This window comes from Olleya sp. Ti.3.14 (assembly GCF_038154885.1).
Lineage (GTDB): Bacteria > Bacteroidota > Bacteroidia > Flavobacteriales > Flavobacteriaceae > Olleya.
Genome location: NZ_JBAKAO010000005.1, coordinates 87,721 through 104,390, shown reverse-complemented (window position 1 = coordinate 104,390; position 16,670 = coordinate 87,721). Strand labels below are relative to the sequence as shown.

General features: G+C 29.8%; 15 protein-coding genes. All 15 read left to right on the top strand.

The features are described from left to right. Positions 1-7: 7 nt before the first annotated feature. The 15 genes from V6251_RS08865 (at position 8) to V6251_RS08795 (ending at position 16,641) form a co-directional block, all read left to right on the top strand. Positions 8-1,402 (top strand): UDP-glycosyltransferase, encoded by a 1,395-nt coding sequence (locus V6251_RS08865; protein WP_341587925.1) that lies wholly within the window; start codon positions 8-10, stop codon positions 1,400-1,402. A gap of 3 nt (positions 1,403-1,405) precedes the next feature. Then, the gene (locus V6251_RS08860; protein ID WP_341587924.1) at positions 1,406-2,077 is read left to right on the top strand and encodes an FkbM family methyltransferase; all 672 of its coding nucleotides are present in this window, start codon (positions 1,406-1,408) and stop codon (positions 2,075-2,077) included. Further along, positions 2,077-3,156: an acyltransferase family protein gene (locus tag V6251_RS08855; RefSeq protein ID WP_341587923.1), complete on the top strand. Its 1,080-nt coding sequence runs from the start codon at positions 2,077-2,079 to the stop codon at positions 3,154-3,156. The genes V6251_RS08860 and V6251_RS08855 overlap by 1 nt, the downstream gene beginning before the upstream one ends. Before the next feature lie 7 nt (positions 3,157-3,163). Then, positions 3,164-4,321, top strand: coding sequence for a glycosyltransferase family 4 protein (locus tag V6251_RS08850; protein WP_341587922.1), 1,158 nt, complete (start codon positions 3,164-3,166; stop codon positions 4,319-4,321). Positions 4,322-4,404: 83 nt separating this feature from the next. Continuing rightward, on the top strand, positions 4,405-5,277 hold the full coding sequence (locus V6251_RS08845; RefSeq protein ID WP_341587921.1) for a hypothetical protein: 873 nt from the start codon (positions 4,405-4,407) through the stop codon (positions 5,275-5,277). Continuing rightward, positions 5,274-6,812: a glycosyltransferase family 2 protein gene (locus V6251_RS08840; protein WP_341587920.1), complete on the top strand. Its 1,539-nt coding sequence runs from the start codon at positions 5,274-5,276 to the stop codon at positions 6,810-6,812. The genes V6251_RS08845 and V6251_RS08840 overlap by 4 nt, the downstream gene beginning before the upstream one ends. Positions 6,813-6,819: 7 nt before the next feature. After that, entirely contained in the window at positions 6,820-7,848 is a 1,029-nt protein-coding gene (locus V6251_RS08835) for a hypothetical protein (protein ID WP_341587919.1), read from the top strand. A gap of 3 nt (positions 7,849-7,851) precedes the next feature. After that, on the top strand, positions 7,852-8,850 hold the full coding sequence (locus V6251_RS08830) for a glycosyltransferase family 2 protein (protein ID WP_341587918.1): 999 nt from the start codon (positions 7,852-7,854) through the stop codon (positions 8,848-8,850). After that, on the top strand, positions 8,850-9,980 hold the full coding sequence (locus V6251_RS08825; RefSeq protein WP_341587917.1) for a glycosyltransferase: 1,131 nt from the start codon (positions 8,850-8,852) through the stop codon (positions 9,978-9,980). Before V6251_RS08830 ends, V6251_RS08825 begins: the two co-directional genes overlap by 1 nt. A gap of 3 nt (positions 9,981-9,983) precedes the next feature. Further along, on the top strand, positions 9,984-10,685 hold the full coding sequence (locus tag V6251_RS08820) for a class I SAM-dependent methyltransferase (protein WP_341587916.1): 702 nt from the start codon (positions 9,984-9,986) through the stop codon (positions 10,683-10,685). Positions 10,686-10,689: 4 nt separating this feature from the next. Further along, the gene (locus V6251_RS08815) at positions 10,690-11,781 is read left to right on the top strand and encodes a glycosyltransferase (RefSeq protein ID WP_341587915.1); all 1,092 of its coding nucleotides are present in this window, start codon (positions 10,690-10,692) and stop codon (positions 11,779-11,781) included. Then, entirely contained in the window at positions 11,781-13,112 is a 1,332-nt protein-coding gene (locus V6251_RS08810) for an O-antigen ligase family protein (RefSeq protein ID WP_341587914.1), read from the top strand. The genes V6251_RS08815 and V6251_RS08810 overlap by 1 nt, the downstream gene beginning before the upstream one ends. Beyond that, entirely contained in the window at positions 13,096-14,034 is a 939-nt protein-coding gene (locus V6251_RS08805) for a glycosyltransferase family 2 protein (RefSeq protein ID WP_341587913.1), read from the top strand. Before V6251_RS08810 ends, V6251_RS08805 begins: the two co-directional genes overlap by 17 nt. Continuing rightward, positions 14,035-15,624, top strand: a complete 1,590-nt coding sequence (locus tag V6251_RS08800) for a hypothetical protein (protein WP_341587912.1) — start codon at positions 14,035-14,037, stop codon at positions 15,622-15,624. Positions 15,625-15,630: 6 nt separating this feature from the next. Next, a complete protein-coding gene (locus tag V6251_RS08795; RefSeq protein ID WP_341587911.1) occupies positions 15,631-16,641 on the top strand; it encodes a glycosyltransferase family 4 protein in 1,011 nt (336 codons plus the stop codon). The last annotated feature ends 29 nt before the right edge of the window (positions 16,642-16,670 follow it).

The following is a 16,670-nucleotide window of genomic DNA, read 5'->3' as shown; positions in this document are numbered from 1 at the left end:
TATTATAATGAAAAAAAAAGTATTTGTCTTTTTTCCTGATGGTGTTGGTTTGCGCAATTTTGCTTTCACTGATTTTAAATCTATTGGAGAACAGCATGGTTTTGATATCACGTATTGGAATAATACTGTTTTTTCGTTAAAAGACCATTTAGGTTTTAATGAAGTTAAGATAGATAACCATCAAATCCATCCATTAACACCAATTTATTCTCGTGCTAGAAAGCGAGCCGAATTGAATGTGTCTCAGGATAAATTTAATGATGACGTGTATCCTACTTATAAGTTTCCTTTTAATTATAAAGGTATAAAAAATACGCTTAAAAGTTTATATACCAAGTTACTGATAGGGTTATATTCTTCAGAAAAAGGGGTTGAAAAAATCAGACAAAAAATAAATACATTAGAGCGTCAAAATCCTAAATATGCCTACTGTAAAGCGCAATTACAAGAACATAAACCCGATTTAATATTTTGCACCACACAACGTGCCACACAATCTATAAGTGCGTTATTAGCTGCTAAAGATTTAGGGATTCCTACGGTTGCTTTTGTTTACTCATGGGATAATGTACCCAAGGCGATGCAAGTGGTGGAGACTGATTATTATTGTGTTTGGAGTGACCACATGAAGCGTGAAGTCTTACAATATTATCCATTTGTGAAAGCGGAACAAGTGTTTGTAACAGGTACACCACAGTTTGAACCACATTATGATACTAGCTTAAAACAAAGTCGAGCAGACTTTTTTAAGCAATACAATTTAGACGTAGATAAAAAATATATTTGTTATTCTGGTGATGACGAAACGACGTCACCTTTAGATCAATTTTATTTAGAAGATTTAGCAAATACAGTCAGACGTTTAAATGCTAAAGGCGAAAATTTAGGTATTATTTACAGGAAGTGTCCCGTGGATTTTACATCAAGATATGATGCTGTGATCCATGCTAATAAAGATATTATTGAGGTTTTAGATCCCATTTGGAAGCCAATAGGTGACCAATGGAACCAGGTATTACCAGCAAAGGAAGATTTTAAAATGTTGTATAATGTTTGCGAACATTCAGAGTTTGTAACAAACGTTTGTTCATCAACAGTTTTTGATTTTGTTGCGCATGACAAAGCATGCATTTATTATAATTATGAGCAACCCCAACTTAAAAAAGGGATTAGAGATATAGGTCAAAATTATAACTACGTGCATTTTAGAAGTATGCCTAGCGATCAAGCAGCAGTGTTTTGTACCGATAAAAACGATTTGGACTATTTGGTAAAACAAATATTAGATGGTCAATTATCAAATGTGGCAGAAGGAAAAAGATGGTACGAGATAATTGTTGGTAACACACCCACTAAAGCCTCAGAAAATATTTGGAAGGCAATAGGTACAATACTTAATTAGCTTATGACTGAAAACTACTACGAAAACATAAAAAATCAGTTTTTAGTTAACGACACGTCTCTATTTAGATTTGGAAGTATTGATGATGGTGGTTATTATCTTAGACCTAACACATTAAAAACTTCTCAATTACTGTTTAGTGGTGGGGTTTCTTCTAATTTAGAGTTTGAATATGATACCTTTAGATTTAATGATGGTATCAATATTGTAATGGTTGATCCAACCGTTTCTGGATCTAAACTAATTTTTAAGGGATTGGCTAGATTGTTCTTTAAAAAGCCCAATAAACTGCGTTATTTGTTTAATGCATTACAATTTAATTATCTAATAAGAAGCTCACGATGTAAACATTTAAACTTATGGTTAAAACAGCCAGAATCTATTTTAAAAATAGCCGAATCCACTTTTAATCATAATAAGAATATCTTATTAAAACTAGATATAGAAGGTAGTGAATATGATTTTTTAGATGAAGTATCTTCCAATTTGTATTGCTTTTCAGCTTTAGTTTTCGAGTTTCATGATTTACATAAACATCATGATCGCGTTTATGATTTTATAAACTCATGCCAAACACAATTTGATTTAGTGTATTTAGGTATAAATCCATCAGGAGGTTTTGATGGTAAAGACAGACCTAAGTGTATTGAGATAACTTTAGAGAGGAAAAAATAATGAAGTTAAAGTATATTGATGCTCTTCGAGGAATAGCTATATTGTTAGTCATGGCTACTCATACTTTTCAATATAGTACTTCATTTTCTGATGGTATTTTTAACAATATAATATCTCAAGGAGCAAGAGGAGTTCAATTATTTTTTATAATAAGTGCTTTTACTTTATTCATTTCATTTAATAATAGAATAGTAGACGAGAAAAATAATATTGATCAAAATTTTTTTATTAGGCGTTTTTTTAGAATTGCACCAATGTATTATATAGGTATCCTATATTTTTTGTTTCAAGACGGTTTTGGCTCAAGATATTGGTTAGGTGATTTTGAGTACATAAGTGTTTATAATATTTTGTCTAATATTTTTTTTATCAATGACTTTAATCCATATTGGATCACAAGTTTGGTTCCAGGAGGTTGGTCTATTGGAGTTGAAATGACTTTTTATTTAATAGTTCCATTTTTAGTAAGGAAATTAACAACCTTGAGTAAGGCTGTAAATTTCACTTTAGTGTCAATTATGATTTCATTAATTTTATTTTCCTTGTTGAAGACTAATTTTTTAATAAGTTCAAATAGGTTATGGAATGAATATTTATTTTTTTATTTCCCAAATCAGTTACCAGTTTTTGGCTTTGGAATATTGTTGTATTATTTATTAATAAGGAAAGATTACAAATTAAGTAAAAACAACGTGATTCTTGGAATTGTAACTTTAGTATCTTTATTTGCTTTAAGAGATTATATACATAGCAATTTACCTTTTGCTTTTTTATTTTCAATTTTTATTTATTTGTTATCGAAACAAAATTTAAAGCTATTTGTGAATAGAGTAACTATATATATTGGAAATATAAGTTATAGTTCTTATTTGGTGCATTTTGCTATATTACACTGGTTAAGTCACTTTGGATGTTTAAATTATTTAGAAGTAGATAATTATCTAGATTATTTATTTAATTTCTTATTAAATTTTCTAGTAATATGCAGTATGACATTTGTAATTTCAAATATCACCTATATTTTAATTGAGAAACCATTTATAAATTTAGGTAGAAAGTTTATTAAACAATTAAATTAACCAATTAATGCACATCGCTTTTTTAACATCAGAGTATCCACATCCTAAAGTGTCTCACGCTGCAGGAATAGGCACGAGTATAAAAAATCTGGCAGATGCTTTAGTTAATAAAGGTGAGCAAGTTACTGTTTTTGTGTATCATCAGGATACCTCAGAAATTATAAAAGATCAAGGTGTAACAATCCACCTGATTCCTAAAAAGAAATCACCATTTTTTACCTGGTATTTTTATAGAAAGAAACTTCGGGACTATATTAACACTGTAATAGAACAACAGAAGATAGATGTAATTGAAGCACCAGATTGGACAGGTATTACAGCTTTTATGAAACTAAAAGCACCTTTAGTTATTAGACTTCATGGTAGTGATGCCTACTTTTGCAAGCTAGAGAAAAGACGTCAGAAATTTAAAAATTTTGTTTTTGAAAAATTGGCACTACAATCAGCTTCTGCTTACATAGCACCAACCACTTTTGCAGGAGAAGAGACTGCTAAGATTTTTGGTTTAAACCGAAATAAAATCAAAACCATACATAATGGGTTGCAATTAACTCACTTTGAGAATCAAACACCAAAAGTTTACCAAGAAAAAACCATTTTATACATCGGTACAATTATCAGAAAAAAAGGTGTTTTAGAGCTAGCTGAAATATTTAATACAATTTTAGAAACAGAACCTAATGCTAAACTAAAATTAATAGGTAGTGATGCTCCTGATATAATCACAGGACAACCATCTACTTATGCTCTAATGCAATCTATCTTTTCAGATCAAGCAAAAAAAAATGTGGCGTATTTGGGTAAAATACCTTACAGCGATGTTAAAGCGCATATTAAAAAAGTCCATGTTTGTACATTTCCGAGTTTTGCAGAAACTTTAGGTATGGTTACTATAGAGAGTATGGCTTTACAAAAACCGGTTGTAAATACTAGCATTGGTTGGGCACAAGAGTTGATTGATGATGGTGTCAATGGGTTTTTGGTGCATCCTTCGAACATTGAAGGTTATAGTAAAGCTATATTAAGATTATTTAATGATTCTGAGTTATCGGCAACTATAGGTCGTGCTGCTAGAAAAAAAACCGAATTATCTTTTGATATTAATAGTATTGCAGATAAAAATATTACCTTTTATAAATCAGTAATATTAGACGCTAAAGCTTAATGACTTTAAAAAAAATAAAACAATTTTTAGGTAAAAAGCACAAAAAGGTAAAGGTATTTACACACTATTTAAAATACTTTAGTTTGAAGCCAACCAAGCAAAAACAAATTATAGTTTGCTTTGATGGCTTGTTCCCTCATGGTGGATTGGTTGATCGTTTAAAAGGCATCATCTCTTTTTATCAAATAGCACAAACGTTGGGTTACGATTTTAAAATTATTTTTAATAATCCATTTGAATTAAGCCTCTTTTTGCAACCCAATAATGTGGATTGGCAGATTGATACAAATAAAATGAGTTGGCATCCAACCAAAACCAAAACCTTGTATTTAGTAAATAATTTTGATGCTAACCCATTAAAACTAATTAAAAACTCCATAGCCAAACAGTTTTATGTGTATGCAAATATAGATTATAGTAAAACCATTTTTCCGGATTTAAATACAGAGCAATTAGAGAATAAATGGCGCGCTGATTTTAATCAATTATTTAAAAAAAGTGAATTATTGGAAGCCAAATTAAATGCAATTGCAAAGATACCATTTATTGCATTTCATTCTCGATTTACAACATTAATGGGAGATTTTAAAGATACCACTACTAAAGTTTTATCTGTGGACGAGCAGGACGATTTGTGTAACAATTTAGTAACTATTATTAACAGAGTTAAGGCAGCGCATAACAAAAATGCGTTTGTGTTTTCAGATAGTATTAATTTTATCAAATTTGCAAAACAAAAAGGACAAGTTAGTAGTATAGAGGGTCAACCGTTTCACATGGATAATTTTAATAATAACAATAATACAGATGGTCATTTAAAAACATTAATTGATTTTTTTATGATTGCAAAAAGCGATACGGTCTATTTTTTAAATGTAAAACCAATGTATAATAGTAGTTTTTCTAAATATGCTGCAATTGTTGGTCAAGCTAATTTTGAAGTACTAGAAGCATGATAATTATTGTTCACCATAAATACAAAACAACTCAAGTAATGGATGCTAAAATGCAAACCATTACAAGAATTGCTATTGGTAATTCTATAACCCAAACTATTTATGATATATCGACGACATTTCCTGATGTATTAATTGTTTGGTGTGATGCGGACTATTTAGATGTTTTAGATGTTAATGCCATTCCCTCATTATTCCATCATCGACGTATTTTAGCCAGTTATAATCCTAATACTAACTTTTATTTGCAAAAACAAATAGGGTATGTGGAACGGTCGTTTTTTATAAAAGTCAATAAAAAAGTGACTTACCCAACTTGGATGATGTCAAGTTGTGTTGGAGGTGTACATGCTTCAGTAATTAATACACTTTCAAACGACTTAAATTTTAATATAAACTTTGATTATTTTATAAATTCGTTAGCCAAACGTGCGATGGTTGAAGGTTTATTCTGTTATTCTGAACCTAAATTATTAAATAAAAATATTTCAGCTACAGCTGAAAGAAAACAAGCGTCTATTTATGAAACTTTTATATTCGTAAAACAGCATTACAAATGGGTTTGGGTATTTTTTCTAAGTCTATCCTATCTTGTTTATGAAAAAAAAATAACGCTATTACCATTAATCAAAAGCCTGTTTTATAAACAACTTAGCACAAAATTTAATTTAGAAGAAATACAAATTCAGTCGACCAAAAATGTAATTAATAAACAAGAGATTGATGTTGTCATCCCAACCATTGGTAGAAAACAATATCTACACGATGTTTTAAAAGATTTAGCTGCCCAAACGATATTACCTAAAAATGTGATTATTGTAGAGCAAAATCCTTTAAAAGGATCTGTGTCAGAATTAAATTATTTAAACAATCAAGACTGGCCTTTTAGAATTAAACACACCTTTACGCATCAATCAGGTGTTTGCAATGCACGTAATTTAGCCTTATCTCAAGTAGACAGTGAATGGACTTTTTTAGGAGATGATGATAACAGATTTGATTCCAATTTAATAGAGACTTTATTTAAACGAATTAACCAATATGGCATCCAAGTAGGTACAACAGTTTATCTGCAGAAAAATGAAGTGCAAACCTATTTAAAAACTGCACAAACTAGTATTTTTGGGGCAGGTAATAGTATTATTAAATCAAGCCTAATCCAAAAGGTGAAATTTAATTTAAACTATGAGTTTAACTATGGAGAAGACACTAATTTTGGTATGCAGTTGCGACACTTAGGTGAAGATGTGGTTTACTTCGCAGACATAAAAATAGACCATCTTAAAGCTCCAATTGGTGGTTATCGCACTAAAGTGAGTCATCCTTGGTCAGAGGATCAAATTGCTCCAAAACCATCGCCAACCATACAACTGTTATATCAAACTTATTTTACGCCTGAACAATTATTAGGTTATAAATTATTATTAGGTTTACGCAGCTTTAAAAGTAGCGCTGATAAAAACCCTTATACTTATTTAAAACAGTATAAAAAACAATGGGAGCGTAGTCAATTTTGGAGTAAAAAATTACAGTAAAATCGAGATGCTTAAACTATACACAAATACTAATTTTTTAACCGAAGCGTATCGACGTCAAGTCTTTCCGTTGTTATTTGATTTGGTATTTAAGCAAAACCACAAGCTTCTTGAAAAGTATAGTATCGTTTCTAGTATTGAAGATGCCAATATTGTCGTTTTACCAGTAGATTATGCAGTGTTTTTAAAGCAAAGCAAACCCTTTATGGAGCTTTTAAAAGCTGCTAAAACAGCAAAGCTTCCTATATGGATTTATACTGCAGGAGACTATGGGTTTACTAATTACATACCTAATAGTTATACCTTTAGGTTAGGTGGTTTTGATAGTAAAATGGATAAAAACACTTATGTTTTACCATCTTTTATAAACGATCCGTATGCTTCCGTTTTTACTCAAGATTTTTCTGTTTTAAAAAAAAGAAGTAAGCCAAGTATTGGTTTTGTTGGTCATGCACAATCTGGCGTTTTAAAATATTTAAAAGACTATACCAATCATTTAAAATATCAATTTAAACGAAAGTCTAATAAAATATTGGCAGATAAACAGAGGTTTTATCCATCCAGTGTCAAGCGTGCCAACTATTTACAAACACTAGCTATAAATGAAGGTTTAGAAACTAATTTTATTCTTAGAACTAAATATAGAGCAGGCTCGCATTCTCCTGAAACACAACAAAAAACTACTCAACAATTTTATGATAATCTATTTAACAATGCCTATACTTTTTGCATTAGAGGTGTTGGAAATTTTTCGGTTAGATTTTACGAAACCCTAGCAGTAGGTCGTATTCCTATTTTGTTAAACACAGATTGTAGATTACCCTTAAACACGCACATTGATTGGACAAAACATTGTTTAATTATAAATGCATCAAGTCACATTACAATTGCAGATCAAATTTTAGAATATCATAATAGTTTATCTGCATCAGCATTTGAAAACATCCAACATTCTAATCGCAACTTATGGCTTAATATGTTGCAACGCGACGCTTATTTTTTAGAAATTTATAAACAGTTTAAAACTACAGAGTAATTTATGAATTTATCTTTTTCATTAGTCATTTGCACCTATATGCGACCAGAAGCTATCCTTACGCTTTTAAAGTCCGTTGCCTTGCAGACATTTTATCCTAATGAAATTCTTGTCATAGATGGCTCTACCAATTTGGAAACTGAAACAGTTTTAAATAAAAATACTTTTAAAAACCTTAAATATTTTAAGGTTGATGAGGCTAATAGAGGCTTGACCAAACAACGTAATTTTGGAATTAGTAAAGTCGATAAATCTATTGATATTGTCTGCTTTTTGGATGATGACGTTGTTTTAGAAAGTGATTATTTTCAGCAATTAATTACTACCTATCAAACGCATCCACAAGCGCTAGCTGTAGGAGGTTATATCACTAACGAAGTAAAATGGGAAGTATCAGATAAAGCCAATAAATCATCCAAATTCTATTTTGATAACTGGATGCGCAATGAGCCCTCTAGATTTAAAATCAGAGCTATTTTTGGTTTGCAACCTGATACAAATCCTGGATTTTTACCAACATTTGCACATGGACGTTCGGTTAGTTTTTTACCACCTTCTGGTAAAGTTTATGAAGTAGAACAACTAATGGGTGGCGTTTCTAGTTATAAAAAAGAAGTCTTTAAGCAGTTATCATTTTCAACTTATTTTGAGGGTTATGGCTTGTATGAAGATGCCGATTTTTCAATACGATTAGCTAAATTAGGACCATTATATATTAATACCAATGCTAAACTGGCTCATTTTCATGATGGTTCTGGACGACCAAACCAGTATAAATATGGTAAAATGGTAGTTAGAAACAGTTGGTATGTGTGGCGCGTCAAATATCCAAATCCTACTTTAAAAGCTAGCTTTAAATTTCATGCGACCGAGTTATTATTAATGACCATTAGAGCTACAAATATCATCACTTCTAAAGAAAAATTAAAAGCATTAACCGAAACCTTAGGTCGTAACATTGGTTGGATTTCGCTTATATTTAACAAACCTAAAATTCAATAATGCGTTTTTTAATTATCACACATGTTTTTCATAAACCAAAAGCACAGCAATGGTTTACTTATGCACCTTATGTGCGTGAGATGAATTTGTGGTTAAACTATGTAGATGAGGTTGAAATTGTAGCTCCAACAACAGATACACCAATTTCTGAAATTGATATAGCTTATCAGCATAACAAAATTAAATTTACACCAATACCATCTCTAGCATTTATTAATTTTAGTCGTGGGTTAAAATCATTATTAGCGATACCATTTATTTTCTATAAGTTATTTCAGGCTTGTAAACGTGCAGATCATATCCATTTAAGATGTCCAGGAAATATTGGTTTACTAGGTTGTATGGTTCAGGTTTTTTTTCCGAAGAAATTAAAAACCGCAAAATATGCAGGTAATTGGGATCCAAATGCGAAGCAACCCTTAAGTTACAAACTTCAAAAAAAAATACTTTCAAATACCAATTGGACTAAAAATATGACTGCTTTAGTTTATGGTGAGTGGCACAATCAGACTAAAAATATCAAGTCGTTTTTTACAGCAACCTTTAAAAATGAAGACCGAGAGGCGATTATTTTTAGAGATTATTCTGCTGACTTACATTTTATTTTTGTTGGCAGTCTGGTTGAAGGGAAACGCCCATTGTTGGCCATACAAATTGTTGAAGCTTTAATTAACAGAGGTATGCCAAGTTACTTAGCATTATATGGAGAAGGCGTTTTAAAAAAACAATTACAGCAATACATAGATCAAAATAATTTAGGTAATTATATCGCTTTACACGGAAATCAAACTAGTGAAACTATAAAAGCAGCATTAAAACAATCACATTTTTCAATATTAGCATCAAAGTCCGAAGGTTGGCCCAAAGCACTAGCGGAAGCGATGTTTTATGGCGTCATACCAATAGCCACGTCCATATCTTGTGTGCCAAATATGTTAGATCATGGAAAAAGAGGCCTCTTGATAGCACCTGATTTAGAGTCTGCAGTTAACAAAATTGAAAATTGTTTGTTGGATAAAGCCTTGTTACGCGAACAATCCATAAAAGCTTCTGAATGGTCGCAACAGTATACTTTAGAGTTATTTGAAAGCGAAATTAAAAATTTAATAGTCAACAAAATAAAAGTTTAATAAATGTATATAGAAGGAGATTATTTTAAGAATCCAAATAGGCATAATGAGGATAGTAATTATAAAGTAAATGCTATAAAAAAAATACTATTTAGTTTTATAAAAGAAAATAATATCACCATTAATTCTTATGCTGATGTTGGTTGTGGTTCTGGAGATATAGTTAAGGTTTTAGGGAGAGATTTAAAAAAAGAATTTGAAACAATTAAAGTTTTAAAAGGCTATGATGTTTCTCCTCATGTTAAGGATATAAAGGATGACATAGTAGAATTTTGTTTTGAAGACTTTACAGTTTCGTCAGAGACCTATGATTTGGTGACTTTAAATGATGTTTTCGAACATATAACAGATCCAATAAATTTTTTAAAGGAAGTAGGTAAGCGTGCAAACTATGTTGTAATGCATATTCCACTAGAAGATTGTCTGTCAGTTAATTTAAGAAATTTGCAAAAAACGAAAATTAAAAATCCAGGTCATTTAATTTTTTTAAATATAAATTCTGCGATTAATTTAATTACTTTTTCAGGATTAAGTGTTGTAGGTTATGAGTATTCAAAAAAATCGCTTGATGCACCTTCTAATAACAAAAGTATCACACAAAAAATATCAAAGCCCTTTAAGAAATTTTTTTTAAATATTAATCCTTATTTATATTCTAAAATTTTTGGAATTAGTTTGGTTGTAATAGCGAAAAGTAATAATTAAAAGTATGGAAACTAAGCATGTGATTTTTCAAGTGGTTGATTCTCTTAGTATTGGGGGCTCTGAAAGAATGAGCGTTAATATCTACAACACGTTAACCAAAAACAAAATTGAAAATTATTTAATAGTTACAAGAAATAATGGTCCATTAAGTAGATTCATTGAGAATTCAAAAAATGTTCGTTTTTTAAATAAGAAAAGAGCACTAGATTTAGTTTCCTTTTTCAAACTATTTAAGTTAATAAAAAAAATAAAACCTTCAATTATTCATGCACATCAAACATCAATTTATTGGGTTTTAATTATTAAATTAGTTTACCCAAAATTAATAGTGATTTGGCATGATCATTGGGGTTTTAGTGATTTGTTACGCGACTCTGATAGGAAAATAATTAGAATGTTTTCTTTTTTAATAGATGGTGTGATTTGTGTGAATGTTAAAATTAAAAAATGGAATTCAGCAAAATTAAAGATTAGGGATAAATCTATTATTTACATACCTAATTATCCGTTATTAAATATAATAGAATTTAAAAAGTCTGAAGAGAAAACTATTTTATGCGTAGCTAACATTAGAGACCAAAAGGATCATCCAAATTTATTAAAAGCTTGTTCAATATTAAAAAACCAAAATGTAGATTTTAAATTATTGTTGGCTGGGTCGTTAGAAGATAAGGTTTGGGTTGAAAAAGTTAACAATTTAATAATTGATTTAAATTTAGTTGAGTGTGTAAAAATTTTAGGACCTGTTGAAGATATTTCACAGTTATTAAGCTTTTCTGACTTGGGTGTTTTAAGCTCTGTAAGTGAAGGATTACCTGTATCTCTTTTAGAGTATGGTTTAGCTGGTTTACCTGTTGTGTGTACAGATGTTGGACAATGCAGGGAGGTTTTAGGTGACGGAGAGTTTGGCTGGCTAGTTCCACCTAAATCACCAGAACTACTAGCAATAGCAATAAAAGAATCATTAATGAATAAGGAAATATCTAAAATTAAGGCAGAAAAATTGAGCTATAATATTAACAAAAATTATGGTTCAAGTGGTTTCCTTAAAAAGTATATAAATTTTATAAATGAATTCCAAACCATTACCAGTTAATGACACAAAGCGAATACATTAATAAAAAAATAGAAAATCTATTTAAACCTTTATATATACGGTTAGCTTTAGTGTTAATGGTGGTTTCGTATTTTTATAATTTACCTGCTTTAAAATATAGTTTAAACGGAAATAATGAATTGCGATTATATGATATGGTTGGATTAGTAATCCTATTTATTGTATTTAATAACCTTAAATTAATAACAATTTATGTCAAATCTAAAACGTATTTAAAGTATTTAAACACTTTTATAATGTGGGCTGGATTTACTTTAATATTTAATGCAGCTTTTAGTATTTATAAAGGTAGACCCTTGTGGTTTGTCCAAACCTGCTTATATTATTATCATTTATTAGTCTTTTTTTACACAGCTGTTTTAATAGCCATGTATTTAAGACAACAATCCCGTTACAAATACTTAGCAAGTTTAATATTAGTTTTGGCTATTGCAGAGTCTGTTTTAGTCTTTTCTCAACATGCTGGATTGGTTCCCTTTTTATGGAATGATATCTACCTTGAGTCTTATGGAGGGTTTTTATCTGGAGCTTTGGGTCCAAATAAAATTAATTTAGGGATGAATATGTTTTTCTCTTTTATTTTTGCGACTGGATTATTATTACAAAAGCACTTAAAAGTTAACCGAATATTAGTTATTGTAGCCTTGCTAGCCTCTTTGGCAACCATAGGTGTTTCGGGATCTAGAACAACGTATTTAGCTTTAATTATCTTTGTTTGTTACTTATTTGTTTCAAGTACTAAAAAGTTTTTTGGACTGTCTATTATTATTTCATTGGGTGTTATTATTGCTTTTTTCTTGAATTTGGAATTTATTGAAGCCATTACAACCACCATAGAAAATAGAGTGGTTAATAAAGTGTCTAATCCAGGGATTTTTACAGGAGAAAGTTTAGATGTTGGAGATTTATATGAAGATTTAGGTGCAGGTCGTAAACAATTATCTGTGCGTTATTTTTATTATTTAATAGAAAATCCATTGATTATGCCTTTTGGTATTGGGTTAAATAATCGTTTATTAATTCAGTTTTCTGCACATAATATTTATTTAAGTTTAATTAATGAAGTAGGGTTAGTAGGCTTGTTTTTATATTTTAAATGGCTAACCAATTATTTATATTTAAAGTTTGGCAAAGCTAAGTCTTTAAAATCTGTTTTAAATGGTTTAGTATTAGCTATGCTTGTGACCTTGTTTTTTGGAGAACATTTATATATTTACCGTTCATTATTTACAATTTTAGGTTACTTTTTGTTAATTGTGGTTATGTTAATCGCACCACGTTATTACTTTACTAATGTTAAATCAAAATAAAATAGCTGTTGTAATCCCTTATTATAATGCATCACAGCATATAGTTAGTGTATTGGTTAAATTACCAAAGATTATTGACGTGATTTACATTATTGATGATTGTGGTGATGAGGCTTTACCAAAAGAGGTTTTGGCAAGATTTCAAAATGCAGTGTATCTAAAACATGATAAAAATTTAGGAGTTGGAGGTGCTACAAAAACAGGTTTTAAAGCTGCAATAACAGATAGGATAGCTATTGTTGTTAAGGTTGACGCAGATGACCAAATGGATACAAGCTATATCGAGGATTTAATTAAACCACTAATAAATAACCAAGCTGACTATTCTAAAGGGAATCGTTTTAGGGATTTTAAAGCCTTAAAAGCAATGCCTATAACGCGTAAGATTGGAAACTTAGGCTTATCTTTTTTAACTAAAGCAGCGACAGGTTATTGGAATAATTTTGATCCAACAAATGGTTTTTTTGCTGTTAAAACAGAAACACTAGAAAAGTTGGATTTTGATAATATTGCTAATAGATATTATTTTGAAACGTCATTAATTGCCGAACTTTATTTTCAGGAGTCAAGAATTAAAGACATTGCAATGCCTGCTATTTATGGTGATGAAAAATCAAGTATGAGCGTCTGGAAAATGCCTTTTGTGTTTCTGCCAAAGCTTTTTAAAACCTTTATAAAGCGTATTGTAAAATCTTATTTTATTTACGATTTTAACATGTCTTCAATCTACATACTATTTGGACTTCCATTATTTTTATTTGGATTAATTTATGGATTATATACATGGTGGTTTTATAGTAGTCAATCTATATTTGCGCCTACAGGGACTATTATGTTAGTCACTTTAACCATAATAATTGGCTTTCAATTATTGTTGCAAGCTGTACATTATGACATAACTAAAGCTCCAAAATCTAACTAAATGAAGCGTTTTGGCAAGTACAAGTTTTTGTTAGTTTTTTTTATTAACATTATAATAGCTGTCGCTTATTTTATAGATAATAAAGACGCTAGTTATAGTGAGTTATCTTCAGATATTCAAAATATAATTCCTGTCGCACAAAAATTTGATAATCCAGAATTATTCACACATGATTTATATTTAGATAACATAAATAATGTTAAGTATTACACTCCATTTTACGTACAATCATTAAGGTTTATTGCTAAGTTTACACATTATAATTACGTACAAGCCATTAATGTTTTAGGTTTATTTTGTCATTTAGCATTTGGAATTTTATGGTTTTTTCTACTTTATAAATACATTAATAGTTTTTGGGTAGCATTATTTGTTTCCATATTAATGCGAGGTGTTATTTGGCTTCCGGGACTAGAAATTTGGGGTATTTCAGATTTATGGACTATTATGCCAAGGACTGTTTATATTAGTCTACTGCCATTACCTTTTATACTTCTATCCAATACTTTTACTAGAGTCTTATTTGCTGCTTTTATAATTGGACTAATTTTTAATTTTCATCCAATAACAGGACTTGGTGGAATATTATTATTTGTTTCTTTTATATCTTTAAGTCAAATTTATTTTAAAAAGCAGGCGTGGTTAACCTTTACCAAATCTATTACAGTTTTAATATGTATTCTGATAGGTATGCTACCATTTATTTTAACTTACTTTGGTAAAACAACTTCAGAGGTTACTTATAGTATAACTGAATTTAATACAGCATTCAACGCCAGAATTCCTGAATATTTTAGTCAACCTTTGTTATTTTTAAAACAATGGATTCATTTTAAAACCTTATTTTTTATTCTTCCTTTAGGGTTGTTTTATGTATATTCTTTCAAAATAAAAGAAGAATTACAAAAAGCAAAAGTATTAATTATTTTGACTTTTATTTTAGTACTAATACCAACTATTAGTGTCCCTATTGAGCAATGGGTTAATACTGTATTAGGTTTGAATTTGAGGTTATCCTTTCAATTAATTCGTGTCCAAAAAGTAGCGATTATACCAGGTTTTTTTGCATTAGTATTTTTATTAAATGATATAATTGAATCCAATAGGGTAAGTATTAAATTATTTCCTTATTTGGTAGGGTTTTACTTTGTATTATTAAGTTTTAGTCAAAGTCCTTGGTTGAATGAAGTACCCTTTATAGGAGATGATATTTCTAACACAATTTTACCTCATAATTTAAGTTTCTTTTCCACAGTAAAAGACTCGCAATTAGATATAGATAGGATGTCTAATTATATTGAAACTAACACAGAGGTGTCAGATTTAATTTGTGGCAGTCATATTTACAGAGGCGCTACAAAACGATCAGTAGTTTTTGATGGTAAAGGAGCTTCTATGTTAATTGAAGGGAATCCAGAACAATTTATTAAGTGGCATTTACGACAACAAAAAATCAGTAATTTACAGTCCATGCAAGAAGTTATTGATTATTTAAAGCATTTTGATGTTGATTATTTTGTAACTAGAAATAAAGGTGTTCCTGCAACACTTGTGCATACCGAAGGTCTAATATTTTTATATAAACTTTAAACATTTTTGAAAAACATTGTTTACATAGGTAATAAGTTGTCTTTAAAAGGTAAAACAGCAACCACCATTGATACTTTAGGTACGAGTCTTGAAGCCTCTGGGTTTAAAATAACTTATGCTTCTAGCTATAAAAATATCTTTTTTAGATTAATCCATATGCTATGGACCGTTTATAAACACAGACAATCCACCGACTATGTATTAATAGATACCTACAGTACGCTAAATTTTTATTACGCCTATGTTGTAAGTAAATTGAGTCAACTTTTAAATATAAAATATATACCTATTTTACATGGAGGGAATCTTCCTAGTCGTCTAGATAATAGTCCTAAATTAAGCCAATCCATTTTTAAAAAGGCATATGTAAATATAGCTCCTTCAAATTATATTAAATCAGCATTTAATGCTAAAGGGTATTTAAACATCCAAGTCATTCCTAATAGTATTGCCATTAATAACTATCCTTATCAAGAAAGAGTTATAGATGATATAGCTTTACTTTGGGTACGTTCTTTTTCTAATTTATACAATCCAAAATTAGCTGTAGATGTCATGCATTCGTTAAAAAATAAAGGGTATCATGTATCACTGTGTATGGTAGGTCCTGATAATGACGGAAGCTTATTGGAAGTAAAAACATACGCTAAACAACTAGGCTTAGACGTCTCCTTTACAGGAAAATTGACAAAGCAAGCATGGATTGCATTGTCTAAACATTACAATGTATTTATTAATACTACTAATTATGATAACACACCAGTAAGTATTATTGAAGCTATGGCATTAGGACTACCAATTGTGTCAACAAATGTAGGCGGTTTACCTTTTTTAATTGATAATACTATAGATGGGCAATTAGTGCAACCTAATGATATTGAGTCATTTGTGAATGCGATTTTAAATTACAAGGCAAATCCAGACAAAACCAAAGCTATTATTCATATGGCTAGATATAAAGCAGAACAATTTGATTGGAACACCATCAAACAAAAATGGATTAGTACTTTAAACTAAATCTCTTGGTTTAATACAATTACTTATTA